15 protein-coding genes and 1 tRNA gene are annotated in these 17,658 nt (G+C 41.5%); 1 reads left to right on the top strand and 15 read right to left on the bottom strand.

What is annotated here, in order from left to right; translation table 11 throughout:
- Positions 1-5: 5 nt before the first annotated feature.
- The 5 genes from DL92_RS0100595 to DL92_RS0100575 all read right to left on the bottom strand — a co-directional run bounded on the left by DL92_RS0100595 (position 6) and on the right by DL92_RS0100575 (position 2,595).
- A complete protein-coding gene (locus tag DL92_RS0100595; RefSeq protein WP_026655181.1) occupies positions 6-317 on the bottom strand; it encodes a L7Ae/L30e/S12e/Gadd45 family ribosomal protein in 312 nt (103 codons plus the stop codon).
- Between the two features lies 1 nt (position 318).
- Positions 319-579, bottom strand: a complete 261-nt coding sequence (gene rnpM / locus DL92_RS0100590) for an RNase P modulator RnpM (protein WP_026655182.1) — start codon at positions 577-579, stop codon at positions 319-321.
- 1 nt (position 580) lies between these two features.
- On the bottom strand, positions 581-1,807 hold the full coding sequence (gene nusA / locus DL92_RS0100585) for a transcription termination factor NusA (protein ID WP_026666609.1): 1,227 nt from the start codon (positions 1,805-1,807) through the stop codon (positions 581-583).
- Between the two features lie 26 nt (positions 1,808-1,833).
- Complete coding sequence (gene rimP / locus DL92_RS0100580; RefSeq protein ID WP_026655185.1) at positions 1,834-2,298, bottom strand: ribosome maturation factor RimP; 465 nt, start codon at positions 2,296-2,298, stop codon at positions 1,834-1,836.
- A gap of 225 nt (positions 2,299-2,523) precedes the next feature.
- Positions 2,524-2,595: transfer RNA gene (locus DL92_RS0100575), tRNA-Glu, on the bottom strand.
- A 369-nt stretch (positions 2,596-2,964) separates the two neighbouring features.
- Between DL92_RS0100575 and DL92_RS17800 the strand changes: the two genes are divergently transcribed.
- Positions 2,965-3,828 carry an Rpn family recombination-promoting nuclease/putative transposase gene (locus DL92_RS17800; RefSeq protein WP_051625187.1) on the top strand — a complete coding sequence of 288 codons (864 nt, stop codon included), beginning with the start codon at positions 2,965-2,967 and terminating at the stop codon, positions 3,826-3,828.
- A 44-nt stretch (positions 3,829-3,872) separates the two neighbouring features.
- Here DL92_RS17800 and DL92_RS0100565 read toward each other — a convergent pair whose 3' ends face one another.
- From DL92_RS0100565 to DL92_RS0100515, 10 genes are all read right to left on the bottom strand, one after another.
- Positions 3,873-5,543 (bottom strand): hypothetical protein, encoded by a 1,671-nt coding sequence (locus DL92_RS0100565; RefSeq protein ID WP_026666608.1) that lies wholly within the window; start codon positions 5,541-5,543, stop codon positions 3,873-3,875.
- A 225-nt stretch (positions 5,544-5,768) separates the two neighbouring features.
- Entirely contained in the window at positions 5,769-10,292 is a 4,524-nt protein-coding gene (locus DL92_RS17795) for a PolC-type DNA polymerase III (protein ID WP_034468243.1), read from the bottom strand.
- Positions 10,293-10,363: 71 nt separating this feature from the next.
- Positions 10,364-11,422: a flavodoxin-dependent (E)-4-hydroxy-3-methylbut-2-enyl-diphosphate synthase gene (ispG, locus tag DL92_RS0100550; RefSeq protein ID WP_026666607.1), complete on the bottom strand. Its 1,059-nt coding sequence runs from the start codon at positions 11,420-11,422 to the stop codon at positions 10,364-10,366.
- 24 nt (positions 11,423-11,446) lie between these two features.
- Positions 11,447-12,499, bottom strand: coding sequence for an RIP metalloprotease RseP (gene rseP, locus DL92_RS0100545; RefSeq protein ID WP_026666606.1), 1,053 nt, complete (start codon positions 12,497-12,499; stop codon positions 11,447-11,449).
- 9 nt (positions 12,500-12,508) lie between these two features.
- Complete coding sequence (locus DL92_RS0100540) at positions 12,509-13,660, bottom strand: 1-deoxy-D-xylulose-5-phosphate reductoisomerase (protein ID WP_026666605.1); 1,152 nt, start codon at positions 13,658-13,660, stop codon at positions 12,509-12,511.
- 85 nt (positions 13,661-13,745) lie between these two features.
- A complete protein-coding gene (locus DL92_RS0100535) occupies positions 13,746-14,570 on the bottom strand; it encodes a phosphatidate cytidylyltransferase (protein WP_026666604.1) in 825 nt (274 codons plus the stop codon).
- A 14-nt stretch (positions 14,571-14,584) separates the two neighbouring features.
- A complete protein-coding gene (locus DL92_RS0100530) occupies positions 14,585-15,313 on the bottom strand; it encodes an isoprenyl transferase (RefSeq protein WP_026666603.1) in 729 nt (242 codons plus the stop codon).
- 25 nt (positions 15,314-15,338) lie between these two features.
- Entirely contained in the window at positions 15,339-15,890 is a 552-nt protein-coding gene (gene frr, locus DL92_RS0100525) for a ribosome recycling factor (RefSeq protein ID WP_026666602.1), read from the bottom strand.
- A 33-nt stretch (positions 15,891-15,923) separates the two neighbouring features.
- Positions 15,924-16,616 carry a UMP kinase gene (pyrH, locus tag DL92_RS0100520; protein WP_034468240.1) on the bottom strand — a complete coding sequence of 231 codons (693 nt, stop codon included), beginning with the start codon at positions 16,614-16,616 and terminating at the stop codon, positions 15,924-15,926.
- A 24-nt stretch (positions 16,617-16,640) separates the two neighbouring features.
- Positions 16,641-17,633, bottom strand: a complete 993-nt coding sequence (locus tag DL92_RS0100515) for a polymer-forming cytoskeletal protein (protein WP_026666600.1) — start codon at positions 17,631-17,633, stop codon at positions 16,641-16,643.
- Positions 17,634-17,658 lie beyond the last annotated feature (25 nt).

Here is a 17,658-nt window from a genome sequence, read left to right as displayed (position 1 = left end):
TCCAACTAATCTTCTTGTAGTAAGTTCTTTAAAAGCGATTGCGCCAGCCCTTTGTCGGTGATGACAAGGCTTGTTCGAACTCCTTTACCAACTGCATGCCCGAGGCTCTCCATGTCTCCAAAAAAAGCAATAGGCACATTATAATAACTACATTTATCTTTGAACTGCTTCTTTGTGTTATCAGAAGCATCTTCACTCACTATCACGACACATGCTTTGCCGCTGCGGATCGCATCCAATACGGAAAACTCTCCGCTCTTTAATTTCCCGGCCCTTGCACTAAGGCCAAGCAAAGAATAAATCTTTTTACTATCCAATTTACTCTCCGAGCTCCTTATTCATCTGCTCAAGTATGTCTCCGGGAATCTGAGCTTTCAAAGATTTCTCAAGTCCCCTGTTCTTAACTGCTTTTTTTAGACATTCGGCACTGTTACATATATATGCGCCTCTTCCATTCGCCCTGCCTGTGACATCAAGACATATCTCACCTTCGGGAGTCTTGATAACTCTTATCATGTCCTTCTTGTCACGCATCTCTCCGCAGCCTACACACTTTCTTGTTGGAATTTTCTTCTGCATCTTATTCCTCTGCGTCAGTGTCCTCTTCTACTTCAATTTCAGCATCTTCTGCTTCTTCAATCTCAGCGTCGTCTACTTCAACTTCTTCTACTTCTTCGATCTCGCCTTCTTCATACTCCTCATCGTAATCTTCTTCATCATCAAGATAATCTTCCATACGGAATCCGGGAGCATCCTTAGCCTGTGTTTCGCTCTTTATATCGATCTTGTAACCTGTAAGTCTTGCTGCAAGTCTTGCATTCTGACCTTCCTTACCGATTGCAAGTGAAAGCTGATAATCGGGAACGACTACCTTAGCACTCTTCTCATCGGGATCGGCAAATACGGCAACGATCTTTGCGGGTGAAAGAGCATTCTGAATGAGGTTACCGGGGTTCTCATCCCAGTTGATAACATCGATCTTCTCACCGTTAAGCTCATCTACAATAAGATTAACTCTTGCTCCGTTGACACCTACGCAAGCACCTACAGCATCAACATTCGGATTGTTTGAGTATACGGCGATCTTTGTACGGCTTCCTGCTTCTCTCGCGATACTCTTGATCTCTACTGTTCCGTCCTGAATCTCTGCAACTTCCTGCTCGAAAAGTCTCTTTACAAGATCGGGATGAGTTCTAGAAACAAGAATTCTGGGTCCCTTCGAACCGTTCTTTACTTCGAGGACATAAAGTCTGATTCTTGATGTAGGTTTGTAGAAACCTGATTTTGCCTCGCTCTCAACCTGCTCGTTCTCATTGAGAATAGCATCTGCACGACCAAGATTGATGCTGATATTCTTGCCGACATATCTCTGAATAACACCGGTAACGATATCATGCTCTTTCTTGTAATACTCGTTATATATAGCTCCGCGCTCTTCCTCACGAATCTTCTGAAGAATTACGTTCTTGGCATTCTGAGTAGCAATACGGCCGAACTCTTTGGAATTGAGGGGAACATTGACAATATCATCAACCTTGCTCTTCTTGCTGATCTTCTTGGCATCATCAAGAGAGATTTCAAGCATAGGATCCATAACATCATCTGCGGTTTCAACAACTGTTTTCTCAGCATAGCACTTGAAATCACAGTTCTCTCTGTCAACTTCTACCCTGATGTTCTCAGCCTTTCCGAAATTATTCTTGCAGGCTGTGACAAGAGAATTCTCAATAGCATCAAACAGAGAATCCTTGCTGATGTTCTTCTCCTTCTCCAAGAGGTCAAGGGCATCCATTAATTCTTTACTCATCGTAGTCTCCTTCTTTTTCGCCCGGATTAAAAATCCAGAGCAAGCTTAATAACTGATATTTCTTTTCTCAAAAAAGTTTCGTCTTTGTCATTTATAGTTACGGTAACCGAAGTGCTATCGTAGCTCTTAAGTGTACCGGCAAACTCTTTTACTCCGTCAATTGCCTTGTATAGCTTAAGCTCAACTTCCTTACCGAGACTGTTCTCAAAATGTCTGTCCTTCTTAAGCTGCCTTCCCAGTCCCGGACTGCTGACTTCAAGTGTATATGCATCCTCAATGAAGTCATCCACGTCGAGGGCATCGGATAAAGCATGATTTACATTGACGCAATCGTTGATATTAACCCCTTCGTCCTTGTCAATATATGCTCTGAGGTACCACTCTCCGGCTTCCTTCACATATTCGACATCATAAATCCTTACACCGTTTGCCTCCGCAATAGGTGCGAGCAATTCTTCTGTTTTCTTCTCGATATCTTCTTTCCTGGACATTCAATCTCCTTAAATTCAGATATTTCAAATTTCACTTCTTTATTTTTGCCGTCAATGAAATATGAAAAAAATCCGAAACATGCAAAAAGTGGACTCGCGAAAGTCCACTCCTAAAATCAACTACATTATAACTTGCGTCGCGCTGTTTGTAAACAGCTACTTCAAAGAAAAAATCAAGTCACAAAGGACTTGATCTCGGGTTGGGCTGTTAAAAACAGTCTTGCGTACCTCGTAGCGGAATCGAACCGCTGATTCTGCCGTGAGAGGGCAGCGTCTTAACCGCTTGACCAACGAGGCTTAGTAGCTTTGTGTCAGCCGCTGTATCGCGGCGACTTGTTTATATTATCTCATAGTTTGAAATAATGCAAGCACTTTTTTAAATTTTTTTCAAAAAATTTTAAAAAAGTAGCCGTCACTGCCCTTTTTGCGCTGTATATATATGGAAAAAGCCGCATGGAAAGCGGTTTTCTCTTGAACACATCATCCTCTATCATGGTGAAAACGATTGATGCTGTATAACATCACAATCTACAAGAAATCTTAAGATTTTTCGTAGGTATTTCTTAAGATTTATATGATATCCTATCTAAGTCAGCAGGTTTTTCAACAACCATTCTTTGCTGAATTCATGGCTTATCGCCAAATCTATACAATTGAAAGGTGCATATGGGAAAGAAAGATATTGCAGAAAAGCATTTTGAAGAAATCAATAAAATCTTCGCAGACATTGTAAACGGAACATTATTTGGAGGAAATCAAACCATCAAAGAGGACGAACTAATCGACCTCCCACATAAATCACAGTATAAAGCTGATGACGGCAAGTTACACGAACAAAAACGTGATATTGTAAAACGATGGTCAAAAGAAAATGTCATATTTTCCATAATAGGAATTGAAAATCAGACCACAATAGATAAAGACATGGTCTTACGCGTGATCGGTTATGACGGAGCATCATACAGAAGCCAGCTTCTGGAAAAAAATCAATCCAAGCGATATCCGGTTATAACTATTGTGTTATACTATGGAAAAGAGGCATGGAATGCTCCCAGAAATCTCAAAGAAAGATTAGACATTCCAAAATGTCTTGATAAATATGTAAGTGATTATCATATCAATGTATTTGATATCTCTCACATGACCAATAACGAAATCAACACTTTGTTTCATAGCGATTTTAAAATACTTGCCAAATACATGAGTGGGATTACCGACACAGCTGATTATAATGAACAAATCGAGTTTCCTGATCCACTACTAAAAATAATATCTGTCTTAACAGGTAATAACCATTTTGAAATATTACGAGAACGCTTTCCAAAAGGAGGTACTACAATGAATTACTTACTTGATGATGCAATAAACAAAGGTCTGCTTGAAGGAAAAAATGAAGCCAACCGTCAAACAGCAATCAATCTTATAAAAAACGGAGTTTCTTTAGATACAATCATTGCTTCAATTCCGGATCTTCCAAAAGATGAAATTCAAAAGATTTTTGATAGCATCACCCAAAATGAAGCCAAATAATTTCAGGCACCATCCCTGAATTGTGGATGGTGCCTGTTTTCTGCTTATTTACTGAGTTCTGCAAGCAGCGTCTCATAATCCATATCGCCGCACAGCTCTTTGTAATCATACTTGCTGTATTTTGTGGTTATTTTTTTAATTTCTTTTTCGGACATTTTCTTGTCAGTATTGTTATGATATTCGACAAAGCAATCATCTCCATCGGACGCAGCAAGTTCTTCTTCAGAGGGATTTCCGTCACCGTCAAGATCTTTGAAATAGATATATTTTATATAATAATCCGTCGCAATCTCACCTTTATCGCGCTTTGACATAAATGAAGTGTAATGAACGTTATAATCGGAATTATCATTGATGAAAACATTTTTTCTTTCGGCATAGTAATATCCGGAATTAGCGCCTGCTCCATATGCCCAACCATCAATAAGCCTGTGAATATGGCCGTCTTCATATGCAAAAAGCGACACCCAATATCCGGGCCGTCCGAATACAAGTTCAGGAATATCGTCATCATCAGTATATGCAAGATCAAACTTATAGCCGTCATCTGCCATATGATAGATCTTTGCCATTTGAGCATATACCTCTTTATAGTTGTTATACACTCCGTTTTCATTGTTACCAAGAAGATATTTTTTTGCTCCTGCTATTGTTAGATTGCCTTTTAGCTCAGGTACATTTTCTTCATCCAGCTCTGCAATTCCACAGAAACCATTTGATTCATAATCATATTCATGCAAAATAATCTTTTTTCCGCAATATGAAATACACAAAACAGCAATATCCTGATAGCCGTCTGCGTTAAAATCAAAAAAGCCTATATCGTCAATAATTACCGGATATTGTGCATCATCAGATGCTTTGACATAATACCGAATGGTTGTAAGATATTTCCCATCTTTTACGATTTCTAATTCCGTCTCTTCAGGATCAACATTATATGTATAAAAACGCAGAGGACTGTCAAACTGTGTCAAATTCGCATCGAATGTTTTGTCTTTGACGCAAAGATCGTCCCACTGAATCTCATTTGATATCATTACAAGTTCATCATTTTCTTTAGTGAATTTCAAAACTCTGTCGGCGTCTTTTCCATAATGATCATCTGTAGCCATCTTGAATCTGATAGTATATACGTTTCCTTCTTTTTCTCCTGAAACACAACTGCAGTATTTTAGTTCCTTCCAACATACATTCATAAAATAATATGAATCATACTTCTCCAGATAGATCCAATGATTATAATCGTCTCCCCATGTATCCAGATCATCTTTATCGGGAGCATACTCATATCCTGCATGTTTTTTCGTGAAATTCATCATATCAGTCTTTCTAATAACTATAAAAGTGTCAATATCGTAAAGACAATCTTGATGTGTTGCCTCCAGATAGGCTTCTTTCTCGTCCTCACTTATATTTTCTACATTTATTCCTGCACCGTTTTGAAAAACATCTTCCCACTCAATATCCTTGGGGCTGTTAAATCCGTCATCTAAAAAACCGCTATATTCACAAGTCCAGAACAACTGAGCAAATTCAGCCAGTTCTTCATTTGTCAAAGCGTTTTCCACAACCTCGCTTTGGGCTTCGGATGCCGAATCAGCTTCAGATCCGCTTTCCACCGCAGCTGTAGACTGCGCATCCCCGTTCGATGACTTGGCACATCCTGCAAGCAGAAATGCCAGCGCAGCTAACGCAAATATTTTTTTCTTCATTGATTGTCCTTTCGTTGCCCATTACCTAACCCAAAGCATATTATACATAGGCGCAGGCATTTGAACTGTGAAATGTTTGTGTAGTTTGCACCGGCGCCAGGCTGACGGCATACAGCTGTATCTGCTGGTGTTCGGCTATGCGCGGATTTTATTAATTTCAAAAAGCTCGAAAACACTTCCTTTCGACGTTGCTCAAAGAAGTCAGCATTTTCGAGCTTTTTTCTATCATTTCATTAGATCAAAGATACTGATCTGATTGGAGTCGGGAATATCGCCAAGGAGCCCCATGTCTGCCATCTTGTCGATAACTGCCTGAGGGCACTTTGTTCTTTGTTTAAAATCGTCCTTTGAAAGGAACGGACCGTCTTTGGCCGCTTCAACAATCTGATCTGCGGCTTTTTCACCCATTCCGTCTATACTGTTAAGGGCAGGCATAATCTTGTCGCCTATAACCTGAAATTCTCTGGACTTAGCCTTAAAGATGTCGATGGGAAGAAATTCAATTCCTCTCTCATACATCTCCTCAACAAGTCTCATATCGCCGTACTCAGCCTGCTGGGCATTTGAAAGCTCATCCTTCCTGTTTTTGTAATCATTCATAATGGCATGAAGGTGATTCTCTCCCTGGCACATATGCTCGTAGTTAAAGGCTTTCGCTCTTATACTGAACCACGCAGCATAGAATGCCTGTGGAACATAAACTTTAAAATACGCGATTCTCCACGCCATCATAACGTATGCGGCCGCGTGAGCCTTAGGGAACATGTACTTGATCTTTTTACAGGACCAAATATACCAATCGGGCACTCCCGCCGCTATCATCGCTTCTTCCATCTCAGGCTTAAGGCCTTTTCCCTTACGTACGGACTCCATGGTTTTGAAGGAAAGAGACTTATCCATGCCCTTCTGAATGAGATAGATCATGATATCGTCTCGACAGCAGATACATGTATCGATTGTCGCCTTGCCTTCCTGAATAAGCGTCTGCGCATTTCCGAGCCAAACGTCCGTACCGTGTGAAAGTCCCGAAATCCTTATAAGATGGGATAATGACGTAGGTTTGGCATCGATAACCATCTGCATGGCAAAGTCTGTACCGAACTCGGGAAGTCCAAGGCATCCCAGCTTTGTTCCTCCGAGCTGCTCAGGAGTAACGCCAAGAGCGGTCGTATTCATAAACAGACTCATTACATTTTTATCATCCAAAGGAACCAGCTTAGGATCAAGTCCCGTACAATCCTGCAAGAACCTTATCATCGTAGGATCATCGTGTCCCAGAATATCGAGCTTAAGCAGGTTGTGGTCGATCGAGTGATAGTCGTAATGTGTCGTTATCGTTGCGGTTGTCATATCGTTCGCGGGATGCTGAACAGGACAGAATGAGTTAATATCCTCTCCCACCGGCAAAACTATGATTCCGCCGGGGTGCTGACCTGTACCTCTTCTGATACCCGTACATCCCTGGACAATTCTGTTAATCTCGCATTTTCTCTTGCTTGAACCGATACCGTCGTAATATTTCTTTACGAAACCGTAAGCCGTCTTATCCGCAAGAGACGCGATTGTTCCGGCTCTGAAAGTCTGTCCGTAGCCAAAGATAACCTCTGTGTACTTGTGGGCCTTTGACTGATACTCACCGGAGAAGTTAAGGTCGATATCGGGCTCCTTGTCTCCCTTGAATCCAAGGAATGTCTCAAAAGGAATGTCAAATCCGTCTTTGTACAAAAGAGCTCCGCACTTGGGACACCTCTTATCAGGCATATCACAGCCCGAATTACCGCCGTATTTAAGCACTTCTTCCGAGTCAAAATCGCTGTATTTGCACTTAGGACACACATAATGCGGACTAAGCGAATTAACTTCCGTAATTCCCGATGTAAATGCAACAAAAGAAGATCCTACAGATCCACGAGATCCAACGAGATATCCGTCCTCATTTGACTTCCAAACGAGCTTCTGCGCGATAATATACATAACCGCGAAACCATTCTTGATAATGGAATTAAGCTCTCTTTCAAGACGCTCCTGAACTATCTCGGGAAGATCGTCTCCGTATATCTCATGAGCCTTGTCATAACAGATCTTGGTAAGGATCTCATCACTGTTCTCAATGACGGGTGCGCACTTATCGGGTCGTACCGGCGATATGCTGTCACACATATCAAGAATCATCCTGGTATTGTCTATTACGATCTCTTTTGCCTTGTCACCGCCCAGATAATCGAACTCAGCCATCATCTCATCTGTCGTTCTTAGGAAAAGAGGCGATTCTTCCTCGTCATTCATTCCCTTTCCGGCCATGATGATGGTTCTGTATATCTCATCCTCGGGATTAAGAAAGTGCGCATCACAAGTAGCGACAACAGGCTTATTAAACTGTTCTCCGAGTCTTACTATCTCTTTATTTATATTCTTGATATCATCTTCACTGTTTATATCTTCATATCTCTCGGAGTCGATCATAAAGCGGTTGTTTGCGACAGGCTGAATCTCAAGATAGTCATAGAAATCAACAAGTCTTGCGATCTCTTCGGGAGGTCTTCCTTCTACAACCGCGCCATAAAGTTCGCCCGCACAGCAGGCACTTCCGATGATAAGACCCTCCCTGTGCTTTATAAGTTTGCTCTTTGGCACAAGCGGAAATCTTCTGAAATAGTCTACATGCGACTCACTTACAAGTGTATAAAGATTAACCCTTCCAAGCGTATTCTTCGCAAGGATAATACAATGATTCGGGCGAAGGTGCCTGATCATCTCCTTTGTGGGCTTTCCGAGTATGTTTACATCCGTAAGTGTCTCTGCCTTCTGTTCTTTTAGCATGGGCACAAATTTATTGAATATAAGCGCCGTACACTCCGCATCATCGACCGCTCTATGGTGATGTTCAAGAACAACTCCCAGAGTCTTTGCGACAGCATCAAGCGTATGCTTTGCCTGAAGCGGGAAAAAATATCTTGAAAGCCACAAAGTATCGACTGTCGTGTAATCTACGTCTATTCCCAGCTCTTTGCAGTTCTGATTGATGAAGCTTATATCAAACCCTACATTATGTCCTACAAGTACCGCATCCTTACAAAATTCAACGAATCGCGGTATTATGACCTCTCTTGTAGGGGCATCGATGACCATGTCATCTGTGATACTTGTAAGCTTGGTGATCCTGTACGGAATCGGAACCTCCGGATTTATAAACTCAGAGAATCTCTCAAGTATCTCGCCGTTTCTTACCTTTACGGCACCGATCTCGATTATCTTATTCTTAATGGGTGAAAAACCTGTCGTCTCAATATCAAATACAACAAAGGTTGTATCCTCGATAGGCTGTCCCTTATCATTTACAACTATCTCCTTAAGGTCATCAACAACATAAGCCTCAACGCCAAGGATCAGTTTAAAGAAATCTTGTCTCTCGATAGGAGGCTCTCCTGCCTCTTTTCTTCTCTTTTTCTCGGCAGAATAAAGATCTTCCCAGACATGATTTGCATCCGTAAGCGCCTGAACAACGCCGTGGTCTGTGATGGCAATTCCGGGCATTCCCCATTTATAGGCCTGTTTAACTATATCTTTAACTTCGGAAACACCGTCCATATCACTCATCTTGGTATGGCAATGAAGTTCAACTCTCTTTACATCCGCTCTGTCGACACGTTTACTTGTAAAATCGGGAATCTTCTTAACTCCCGCAACAGACTGGATAGAAAGTTCATGGTCAAACTTATCGACCGCCGCGATTCCCTTAAGTTTAAGGAATGCGCCCATCTTGATATCTTTGGTTATCTCGGGAACATCCTCCGTCCTTACGAACATCTTTACAGTGATCGAATCAGTAAAGTCGGTTATATCAAAGATAAGAATACTCTTCTCGTTTCTGATATCTCTCTTATCAAAAAGAATTACCTTACCGTGAACACAGACTTCTCCAAGTTCTCCGACAAGATCCGAAAGTTTCATCGTCTCATCGTCAAAGTCTCTTCCGAAAATAACATCAGGATTATCCGACCTCTTGAAGCTTCCGCCAAAATCTCTTTTTCCGCTCCATTTGCCTTTGGAGAATCCGCCTTCTTTTCCAAAGGCTTTTCCGGCAGGTTTCTCCGGAGCAGTTTTCTTCTCCGCAGCTGCTGTCTTTGCAGCTTCCTGTTCTTCCTTCTGCTTTTTCTTTTCTTCCGACCTCTGTTCGGCGTCCTCAAGCTTTTTGGCCATCTTAGCCGACTCTGCGGAATAATCGGGCTCCTCTGTATTTTTTATAACCTCAATGAATTCCGGAGTTATCGATGCGGTAAGGCCGCACCTTTCATTGATTATCTTTGAAAGAACCCTGACGAGATCCGGCGCTTTTTTCTGCCCGACAACGCTGTCCTCAAGCTGAATTACGATATTGCCGTCCTCAGGATAAAGAAACTGCGCAGAACGAAAAAGACTATACTCCATATGGTCATAGTCCTTTAGTTCAAGCTCAATACTATCTTTGTATATATCAATAAGATTCTTGGGCGTATATTGCGCCGAGAGGGAGAATTTCTCGTAAATCTTGACCGTAAGATCCTGATTTCCAAAAAACTGCTTTTTTATCCCCGTCTCAGCCTTTATAACATCCGCCTTATCAATAAGATTGTTGCTTGATATATATATTCTTATAAAATCCTGCTTTCTTGTTGTAGAGACTTTTTCAACCACAGTCTGTTCCATGATCTCTTTAGTCTTTGCATCAAGCTTAAGCGTAGGAAAAACCTCAAAAAAACTTTTTGACATCTACTCCCTCACACGGAATACTCCGGTTCCCCAAAACTTCTTTCTACAGCACGTCCGATCCTAAAAAAAGCTTATTTCCAGTTATCAAGCTCCTCTTTAAGAACGGCAAGAAGCTCATCTTCTTTAACTTTCTTAATGATCTCGCCCTTTTTAATAAGGAGTCCTTCCCCTATGCCGCCTGCAATTCCTATATCGGCTTCCTTGGCTTCGCCGGGGCCGTTTACGGGACATCCCATAACAGCAACCTTGATATTAAGATCAGGATAGTTCTGAACGAGCGTCTCTGTCTGATTTGCAAGTGAGATAAGATCTATCTTGGTTCTTCCGCATGTAGGGCATGAAATAACTTCTATTCCGCCCTCTCTTATGCCAAGAGTCCTAAGGATTGCTTTTGCAGTCTTGATCTCTTCAACAGGGTTACCCGAAAGAGATACTCTTATCGTATCTCCGATTCCCTTATTAAGGATAATTCCAAGTCCAACCGATGACTTGATATTTCCGCCCCACAAAGTTCCGGCTTCAGTGATACCGACATGCAAAGGATATCTGCATCTCTCAGCAAGAAGTTCATGTGCCTTTACACAAAGCATAACATTTGATGACTTGATACTTACGACCATATTGTCGTATCCGAGTTCTTCGATTATACCTATCTTATCAAGAGCACTCTCAACAAGTCCCTCTGCCGTTACACCGTTATATTTTTCTACAAGATCTTTTTCCAGAGAACCACTGTTAACACCGACTCTTATGGGAATATTTCTTTCTTTTGCACAGGAAACAACAGCTGCGATACGTTCCTTAGAACCGATATTTCCGGGATTGATCCTTATCTTATCGGCGCCGTTTTCCATAGCGGCTATAGCCATCTTGTAATCAAAATGGATGTCCGCAACAAGAGGAATTGAAATCTGTTTCTTTATCTCTTTAACAGCTTCCGCAGCTTCCTGAGTCGGAACAGTGCATCTGATGATATCGCAACCTGCGGCTTCAAGCTCGTGAATCTGCGCAACCGTCGCTTTGACATCCTCTGTTCTTGTATTTGTCATAGACTGTATGAGAATAGGATTGCCTCCTCCTATCACTCTGTCGCCTATCTTTATGACTTTAGTATTATCTCTGTATGCCATAATAATTCTCCCAATAATCAATCATTACCTTGTAAATTTGGTAATATCGTTAACTAAAACAAATACCATAAGCGCTATAAGAAGCATCATTCCAACCATGTGCACAACGCCCTCTTTTTCAGGCGGTACAGGCTTTCCGAATATCACTTCTATAAACTGGAATACAAGTCTTCCGCCGTCAAGCGCAGGGAAAGGAAGAAGGTTCATGATTCCCAGATTCACAGACAGAAGAACCGTAAGCGACAGCATTACAACAATGACCGCCGATGCGCCGTATGGCTTAACTTCTTCATAGGTATCATCAACAATCTTGACCATACCTACAGGCCCCGAAACATCATCCTTCGAAAGTTTGCCCTGAACCAAAAGAGCAAGGCTTCTGTAAGTTGCTATAAAATTGTATCTTACAGTGTACCATGCATATTTAAGAGACTCAGGACCTTTAACATCCTTGTACTCACCAAGATACACGCCCATGTAATAGCGCTTGTTTTCCTCGCTGAACTTAGGTGTGAGCACAGTCTTCTTAACTTCACCGTTTCTTTCATAAACAATATCCATCGGTGAACCTTCGGCAAACTGGGAAATAAGCATTATCTCGGATGACATATATACCTTCTCGCCATCTATGCTTATGATCGTATCTCCGGCTTCCATTCCCGCTTCCTGAGCTGCAGAATCCTCGGTAAGCGCCTTTATTGTAGGCATATCCCAAGGAGATAAGTTCACAAGAACAACCGCCAAAATATAAGCGATTATAAAGTTTGCAAACGGTCCTCCAAACAAAGTTGCAATCCTGCGCCACACGGGTGCACGCAAAAATGAATGTTCATCATACCCTTCTTTTTCTTCTTCAACAGGATCCATTCCGTCAAAAACGCAAGCTCCTCCTATCGGGAGAAGTTTAATGCTGTAAAGAGTATCTCCTTTTTGTTTCTTCCAGATTGTCGGTCCCATTCCGACAAAAAATTCATTTACACGAATCCCACCGGATTTAGCTATTATAAAATGTCCGAATTCGTGTGATGTAACCAAAACTCCAAATATTATAAAAAAGATCACTATACTGGCTATCATTATTTTTCCTCAAATTCCATATTTTGTGCCAAGAAACTCATAAACTTCCTTCTCGGTATCAAGTATTGCAGACACATCCGGATTTTCTATCTTGTTATGATGTGCCATCGCTTCTTCTATCATATCGAATATTTCAAGATATCTGATATCACCCTTTAAAAATCTTCTGACTGCCATCTCATTTGCCGCATTAAATACAGTAGGCATGCTGCCTCCCGCATATGCCGAGTCAAATGCAAGCTTAAGACCTCTAAAGGTATCAGTATCGGGCTTTTCAAAAGTAAGACTTCCAAGTTCAAAAAGATCCAGCCTCTTCTCTGCCATAGGACGTCTGTCCGGGTAAAAAAGAGCATACTGAATCGGAAGTTTCATATCAGGTACTCCGAGCTGCGCAATAACAGCACCGTCAACATACTGAACAGCACTGTGAACTATGCTCTGGGGATGAACCAGAACTTCGATATTATCAAGGCTCACATCAAAGAGCCATCTTGCTTCCATAACTTCAAGTCCCTTATTTACAAGAGATGATGAATCTATCGTAACTTTTGGGCCCATATCCCAATTGGGATGTTTAAGCGCATCAGCCGCTGTCATAGCAGCGAGTTCTTCCCTCTTCTTTCCTCTGAAAGGGCCACCGCTTGCGGTAAGAAGGATTTTCTCAACCTTATCTTTGGGCTGTCCCACAAGGGACTGGAAAATAGCACTGTGCTCACTATCAACGGGAAGAATCTGTACATTCTTCTCCTTAGCAAGAGGCATGATAATATGTCCCGCACAAACAAGAGTCTCCTTGTTCGCAAGAGCTATGTCCTTTCCGCTTTCAATCGCCTTTATAGTAGGTCTTATTCCGATCATTCCGACAACCGCAGTAAGAACGGTATCTGCTTCGGGAACAGAGACCATCTCAAGAAGTCCGTCCATTCCGGACATAACATTTATACCGGTATCGGCTATTTTCTCCTGAAGCTCTTTTGCCGCTTCCTGATCAAACATACAAACATATTTGGGATTAAACTCCCTGACCTGCTGCTCAACTTCATTAACTCTCTTGTTTGCCGCAAGTCCCACAACTTTAAGCTCATCTTTATTATTTCTGACAACATCAAGTGTCTGTGTTCCAATGGATCCCGTAGATCCAAGTAATACTATACTACGCATCTTTTCTCTCTTTTTATACTCCTATATAACTTAAAAAGGAAAAGAGCCGCCGATCTAACTGCCTGCGACTCTCTAATGCCTTGCCTTATAACAAACGGTATAACACCGCAGCCAAAAAATATACACATGGTATCACAAAAATAACACTGTCAAAACGATCCATGATACCACCGTGTCCCGGAATAACATTTCCGTAATCTTTGATATTGTGGTCTCTCTTAATCCCCGATGCAAGAAGGTCTCCCAGTTGTCCGATAATACTTCCCACAAAAGTAATAATTATCATAACAACAAGGAATTTTATGTCATGTATTTTTTGAATATATACAACATATCCAATTATAAATCCCACTATTACCGAGCCGAGTACACCACCTACCGCGCCTTCGATCGTTTTCTTCGGTGAAAGAACAGGTGCGAGCTTGTGTTTGCCAAATGCTCTTCCCACAAAATAAGCACATGTATCACTTACCCATGCAATAAAAGGCACCCATGCAAAAATCCATCCGTAATCGGAACGAATCCTTAACAGGAATACAAAAGACATGTTGACCGGCGCGTATACAAAACTAAAAAAAGCCGACATTGCCTTTGTAGATGTAAACCTTGGAAATGTCAGAACATAACATGCCATTATCAGGAAAAAGGCAAACATCAATGAAAAAATATAATACCTGTAATCTCTTAACACTATCATCTGAAGATAATGTACTACTATCGATATATATCCGCAAATTTCAAGCGAATTATATTTTTTTTCGGAGTCATGAACTCCGGTAGCTTTCGTAAGCTCATTATAACTGACAAGTGAAACGGCAAAAAGCACGCCTGCCAGAAAATATCCCCCCGAAATCAGAACCGCCGCAAGCCCAATAGCTATCACGATTCCGCTAATCACTCTCGTTTTCAATGCTCTATCCCCGCTTATTCAATCTGATCCTGCTTGAGACCTCCGAATTTACGGTTTCTGTTCCCATATGCTTCTACTGCCTTTTCAAGTTCGGCCTTATTAAAATCAGGCCAAGCGACAGGCGTAAAATAGAACTCCGTATAAGCAAGCTGCCACAATAAATAGTTTGATACTCTCTGCTCATTGCAGGTTCTGATCAAAAGATCGGGATCCGGCATATATTCAGTATCAAGATTTGAAGCTATCATATCTTCTGTAATCTCTGAAGGATCAAGTTCTCCATTTTTTACCTTGTCCGCAAGTTTAACGACGGATCTTCTGATCTCGTCTCTGCTTCCGTAATTGATGGCAATGGTGAAAGTAAGTCCTGTATTTCCCGCAGTCGTCTCCTCAAGGTTTTCAATAGCCTCAATGATATCCTTTGCAAGAGCACTTCTGTCGCCGATAACACGACATCTTACATTGTTCTTCATTGCTTTCTTTATACTTGTTTTAAGGTAATTACGTAAAATCGTCATGAGAGCAGAAACTTCTGCCTCAGGACGACTCCAGTTTTCTGTTGAAAAAGCATAAACCGTAAGATATTTGATGCCCATATCTCTGGCATCTACCAAAATATCCTCAACAGCTTTTGCCCCCCTCACATGTCCGGCATTTCTGGGAAGTCCCTTTGCCTTTGCCCATCTTCCGTTTCCGTCAAGAATTATCGCTACATGTGCAGGTATATTTTTATTTTCTTCCATAATACAATTTCCCACTTATCGGAAATCAAACAGTCATGACTTCCTTGTTCTTCTCTTCTACAGCTGCATCAATATCCTTAATGAACTTATCTGTTACCTTCTGAAGTTCATCGTTAAGATCGTTGATCTCATCCTCGGATACGTCAGAGCCCTTAAGCTTCTTAAGTGCATCATTACCGTCACGTCTTACATTTCTGACTGCAACCTTTGCATCTTCACCCTTCTTGCGGATATCTTTTGCAAGCTGCTTTCTTCTTTCCTCAGTAAGCTCGGGGAAAACAAGTCTGATAACGGCACCGTCGTTGCTGGGAGTAATACCCAGATCCGATGTCATTATTGCTTTCTCGATATCCTTGATAAGTGTCTTATCCCAAGGTGCAATCTGAATAATACGTGCTTCCGGAACAGAAACGTTACCAACCTGCTGAAGAGGTGTGGGTGTTCCGTAATAATCAACCTTTATCTTATCAAGCACATGTGGATTGGCTCTTCCTGCACGAATAGAAGCCAGATCCTCCTTGAGAAAATCATAAGACTTCTGCATCTTGTCGTTGTATTCTTTAATTCTTTCGTTCATAAATATGCCTCCGTTATTTCAGTACCCAAAACGTCAAACAGTAACAGTCGTGCCGTTAAAGTTGCCGTTGGCGGCGTTTACAATGCTTTTTTCCTCTTGAAGAGCAAATACTCTCATAGGAATCTTGTTATCTCTTACCATTATTGAAGCTGTCATATCAACAACCTGCAAGTTCTTGGCAATAACTTCGTCGATAGAAACCTCAGTATATTTCTTTGCATCGGGATTTGTGGCAGGATCGCTGTCATATACACCGTCAATGGCTTTTGCAAGCAAGATGCAATCAGCCTCTACCTCTATTGCGCGAAGAGCAACTCCCGTATCTGTTGAGAAATAAGGATGTCCCGTACCTCCCGCAAAAAATACAACCATTCCCTTAGCAAAATACTTATTAGCTCTGTCTTTGGAAAAGAGCTTGGTAAATGAGCCGCACTCAAAAGGAGTAAGTATATTTGTCATCATTCCTTCACTTCTGAAAATCTCAGAAACATAGATGCAGTTCATTATGGTTGCAAGCATTCCTATCTGATCCGCTTTTACACGGTCGATATTTTCGCTGGTTCTTCCTCTCCAGAAATTACCGCCTCCGATAACAATTCCAACCTCGGTTCCTTTCTCGGTAAGTTCTTTAACCTGAAGAGCAACCTTTCTGACAGTTTCCTCGTCAAATCCTGTCTTCTTGTCACCTGCGAGTGCTTCACCACTTAGTTTTAATAATATTCTCATAATCTCTCCAAATACTTATACTACTTATCTGTTTTTAAGTCCCTCGAAGAACTCTGAAGGATTTACATCAGCATATGCCTGTGAGCACATACCTTCAATAACAGCACCGTTATTGATCTGCACTGACTGAGACTTGATATTACCCATAACGATGGCTGTTGTATCAAGAACAACAGGTCCATGCACGTCGATATCACCCTTTACAGCTCCTGCGATAACTGCGCTTGAACCAAAGATGTTTCCTACGATAACAGTGCTCTGTCCAACCTTTACACTGCCTTTACTCTTAACCTCACCTGTGATTCTTGCCGACTCGGCATAAATCTCTGCCGCATCCGAATCACCTACGATCTCACCTGTAACATTGAGTTTGCCGAGGCACTTAACATTACCGTTGATCTTACCGATAAGATCAAGAGATCCTGTTGTCTGCAAATCTCCTGTAAGTATCATTCCTTCTGTAATGCTGGCAGTTTCATCTGTAGGTGTCTGCTGATCAAATTCCATAGTTTCTTCTCCCCCGTTAATAGTATTTTTATCTGTAGCATTGCTCTCTGCAATGTACTCATCGATATTAGAATCATTAATAGCCTCAAGCGCGCTCATCGGCTCACCCTCTTTTACCTCTGACGCCGTCTGTGCTTCGATAAGCTGTTCAAGCGCACGCTCTTCACTTATCTCTTCAGTCTGTTCCTCAGAAGCCCCTTCATTTAAATTTTCTTTATCGGAAGTTTCAACATTGAAATTCTCTTCTTCAGTCTCTGCTCCCGTATTTTCAGAATTATCAAGAGTCTGCTCCGACTCTTCAGATAAACTCTCTTCCTCGTTCACCACATCATCAAGCTTGATTTCATCAAGACGATCAAGCATACTGTCAAGATCCACGTCTTGAGCTCTGACAGTTTCCCCATCAACACTTTCCTTATCAAGAACCCTTGTCTCATCAGCCTTATCATCAGGCATGAGTGTGTTAACTGCTTGGGATAAATCGCTCTTTAGCTCAGAAAAAAATCCCATTGTTTCTCCTCCGTTCACTTTTTCT

Source organism: Butyrivibrio sp. AE2005, from assembly GCF_000686965.1.
GTDB classification, from domain to species: domain Bacteria; phylum Bacillota; class Clostridia; order Lachnospirales; family Lachnospiraceae; genus Butyrivibrio; species Butyrivibrio hungatei_A.
This window is presented reverse-complemented; position numbering and strand designations above follow the sequence as displayed.

Bases quoted from the DNA above. Each gene is read 5' to 3' on its own strand.
- rnpM (WP_026655182.1), bottom strand. From the start codon at position 579: ATGCAGAAGAAAATTCCAACAAGAAAGTGTGTAGGCTGCGGAGAGATG.
- nusA (WP_026666609.1), bottom strand. From the start codon at position 1,807: ATGAGTAAAGAATTAATGGATGCCCTTGACCTCTTGGAGAAGGAGAAG.
- rimP (WP_026655185.1), bottom strand. From the start codon at position 2,298: ATGTCCAGGAAAGAAGATATCGAGAAGAAAACAGAAGAATTGCTCGCA.
- DL92_RS17800 (WP_051625187.1), top strand. From the start codon at position 2,965: ATGGGAAAGAAAGATATTGCAGAAAAGCATTTTGAAGAAATCAATAAA.
- DL92_RS0100565 (WP_026666608.1), bottom strand. From the start codon at position 5,543: ATGAAGAAAAAAATATTTGCGTTAGCTGCGCTGGCATTTCTGCTTGCA.
- DL92_RS17795 (WP_034468243.1), bottom strand. From the start codon at position 10,292: ATGTCAAAAAGTTTTTTTGAGGTTTTTCCTACGCTTAAGCTTGATGCA.
- ispG (WP_026666607.1), bottom strand. From the start codon at position 11,422: ATGGCATACAGAGATAATACTAAAGTCATAAAGATAGGCGACAGAGTG.
- rseP (WP_026666606.1), bottom strand. From the start codon at position 12,499: ATGATAGCCAGTATAGTGATCTTTTTTATAATATTTGGAGTTTTGGTT.
- DL92_RS0100540 (WP_026666605.1), bottom strand. From the start codon at position 13,660: ATGCGTAGTATAGTATTACTTGGATCTACGGGATCCATTGGAACACAG.
- DL92_RS0100530 (WP_026666603.1), bottom strand. From the start codon at position 15,313: ATGGAAGAAAATAAAAATATACCTGCACATGTAGCGATAATTCTTGAC.
- frr (WP_026666602.1), bottom strand. From the start codon at position 15,890: ATGAACGAAAGAATTAAAGAATACAACGACAAGATGCAGAAGTCTTAT.
- pyrH (WP_034468240.1), bottom strand. From the start codon at position 16,616: ATGAGAATATTATTAAAACTAAGTGGTGAAGCACTCGCAGGTGACAAG.
- DL92_RS0100515 (WP_026666600.1), bottom strand. From the start codon at position 17,633: ATGGGATTTTTTTCTGAGCTAAAGAGCGATTTATCCCAAGCAGTTAAC.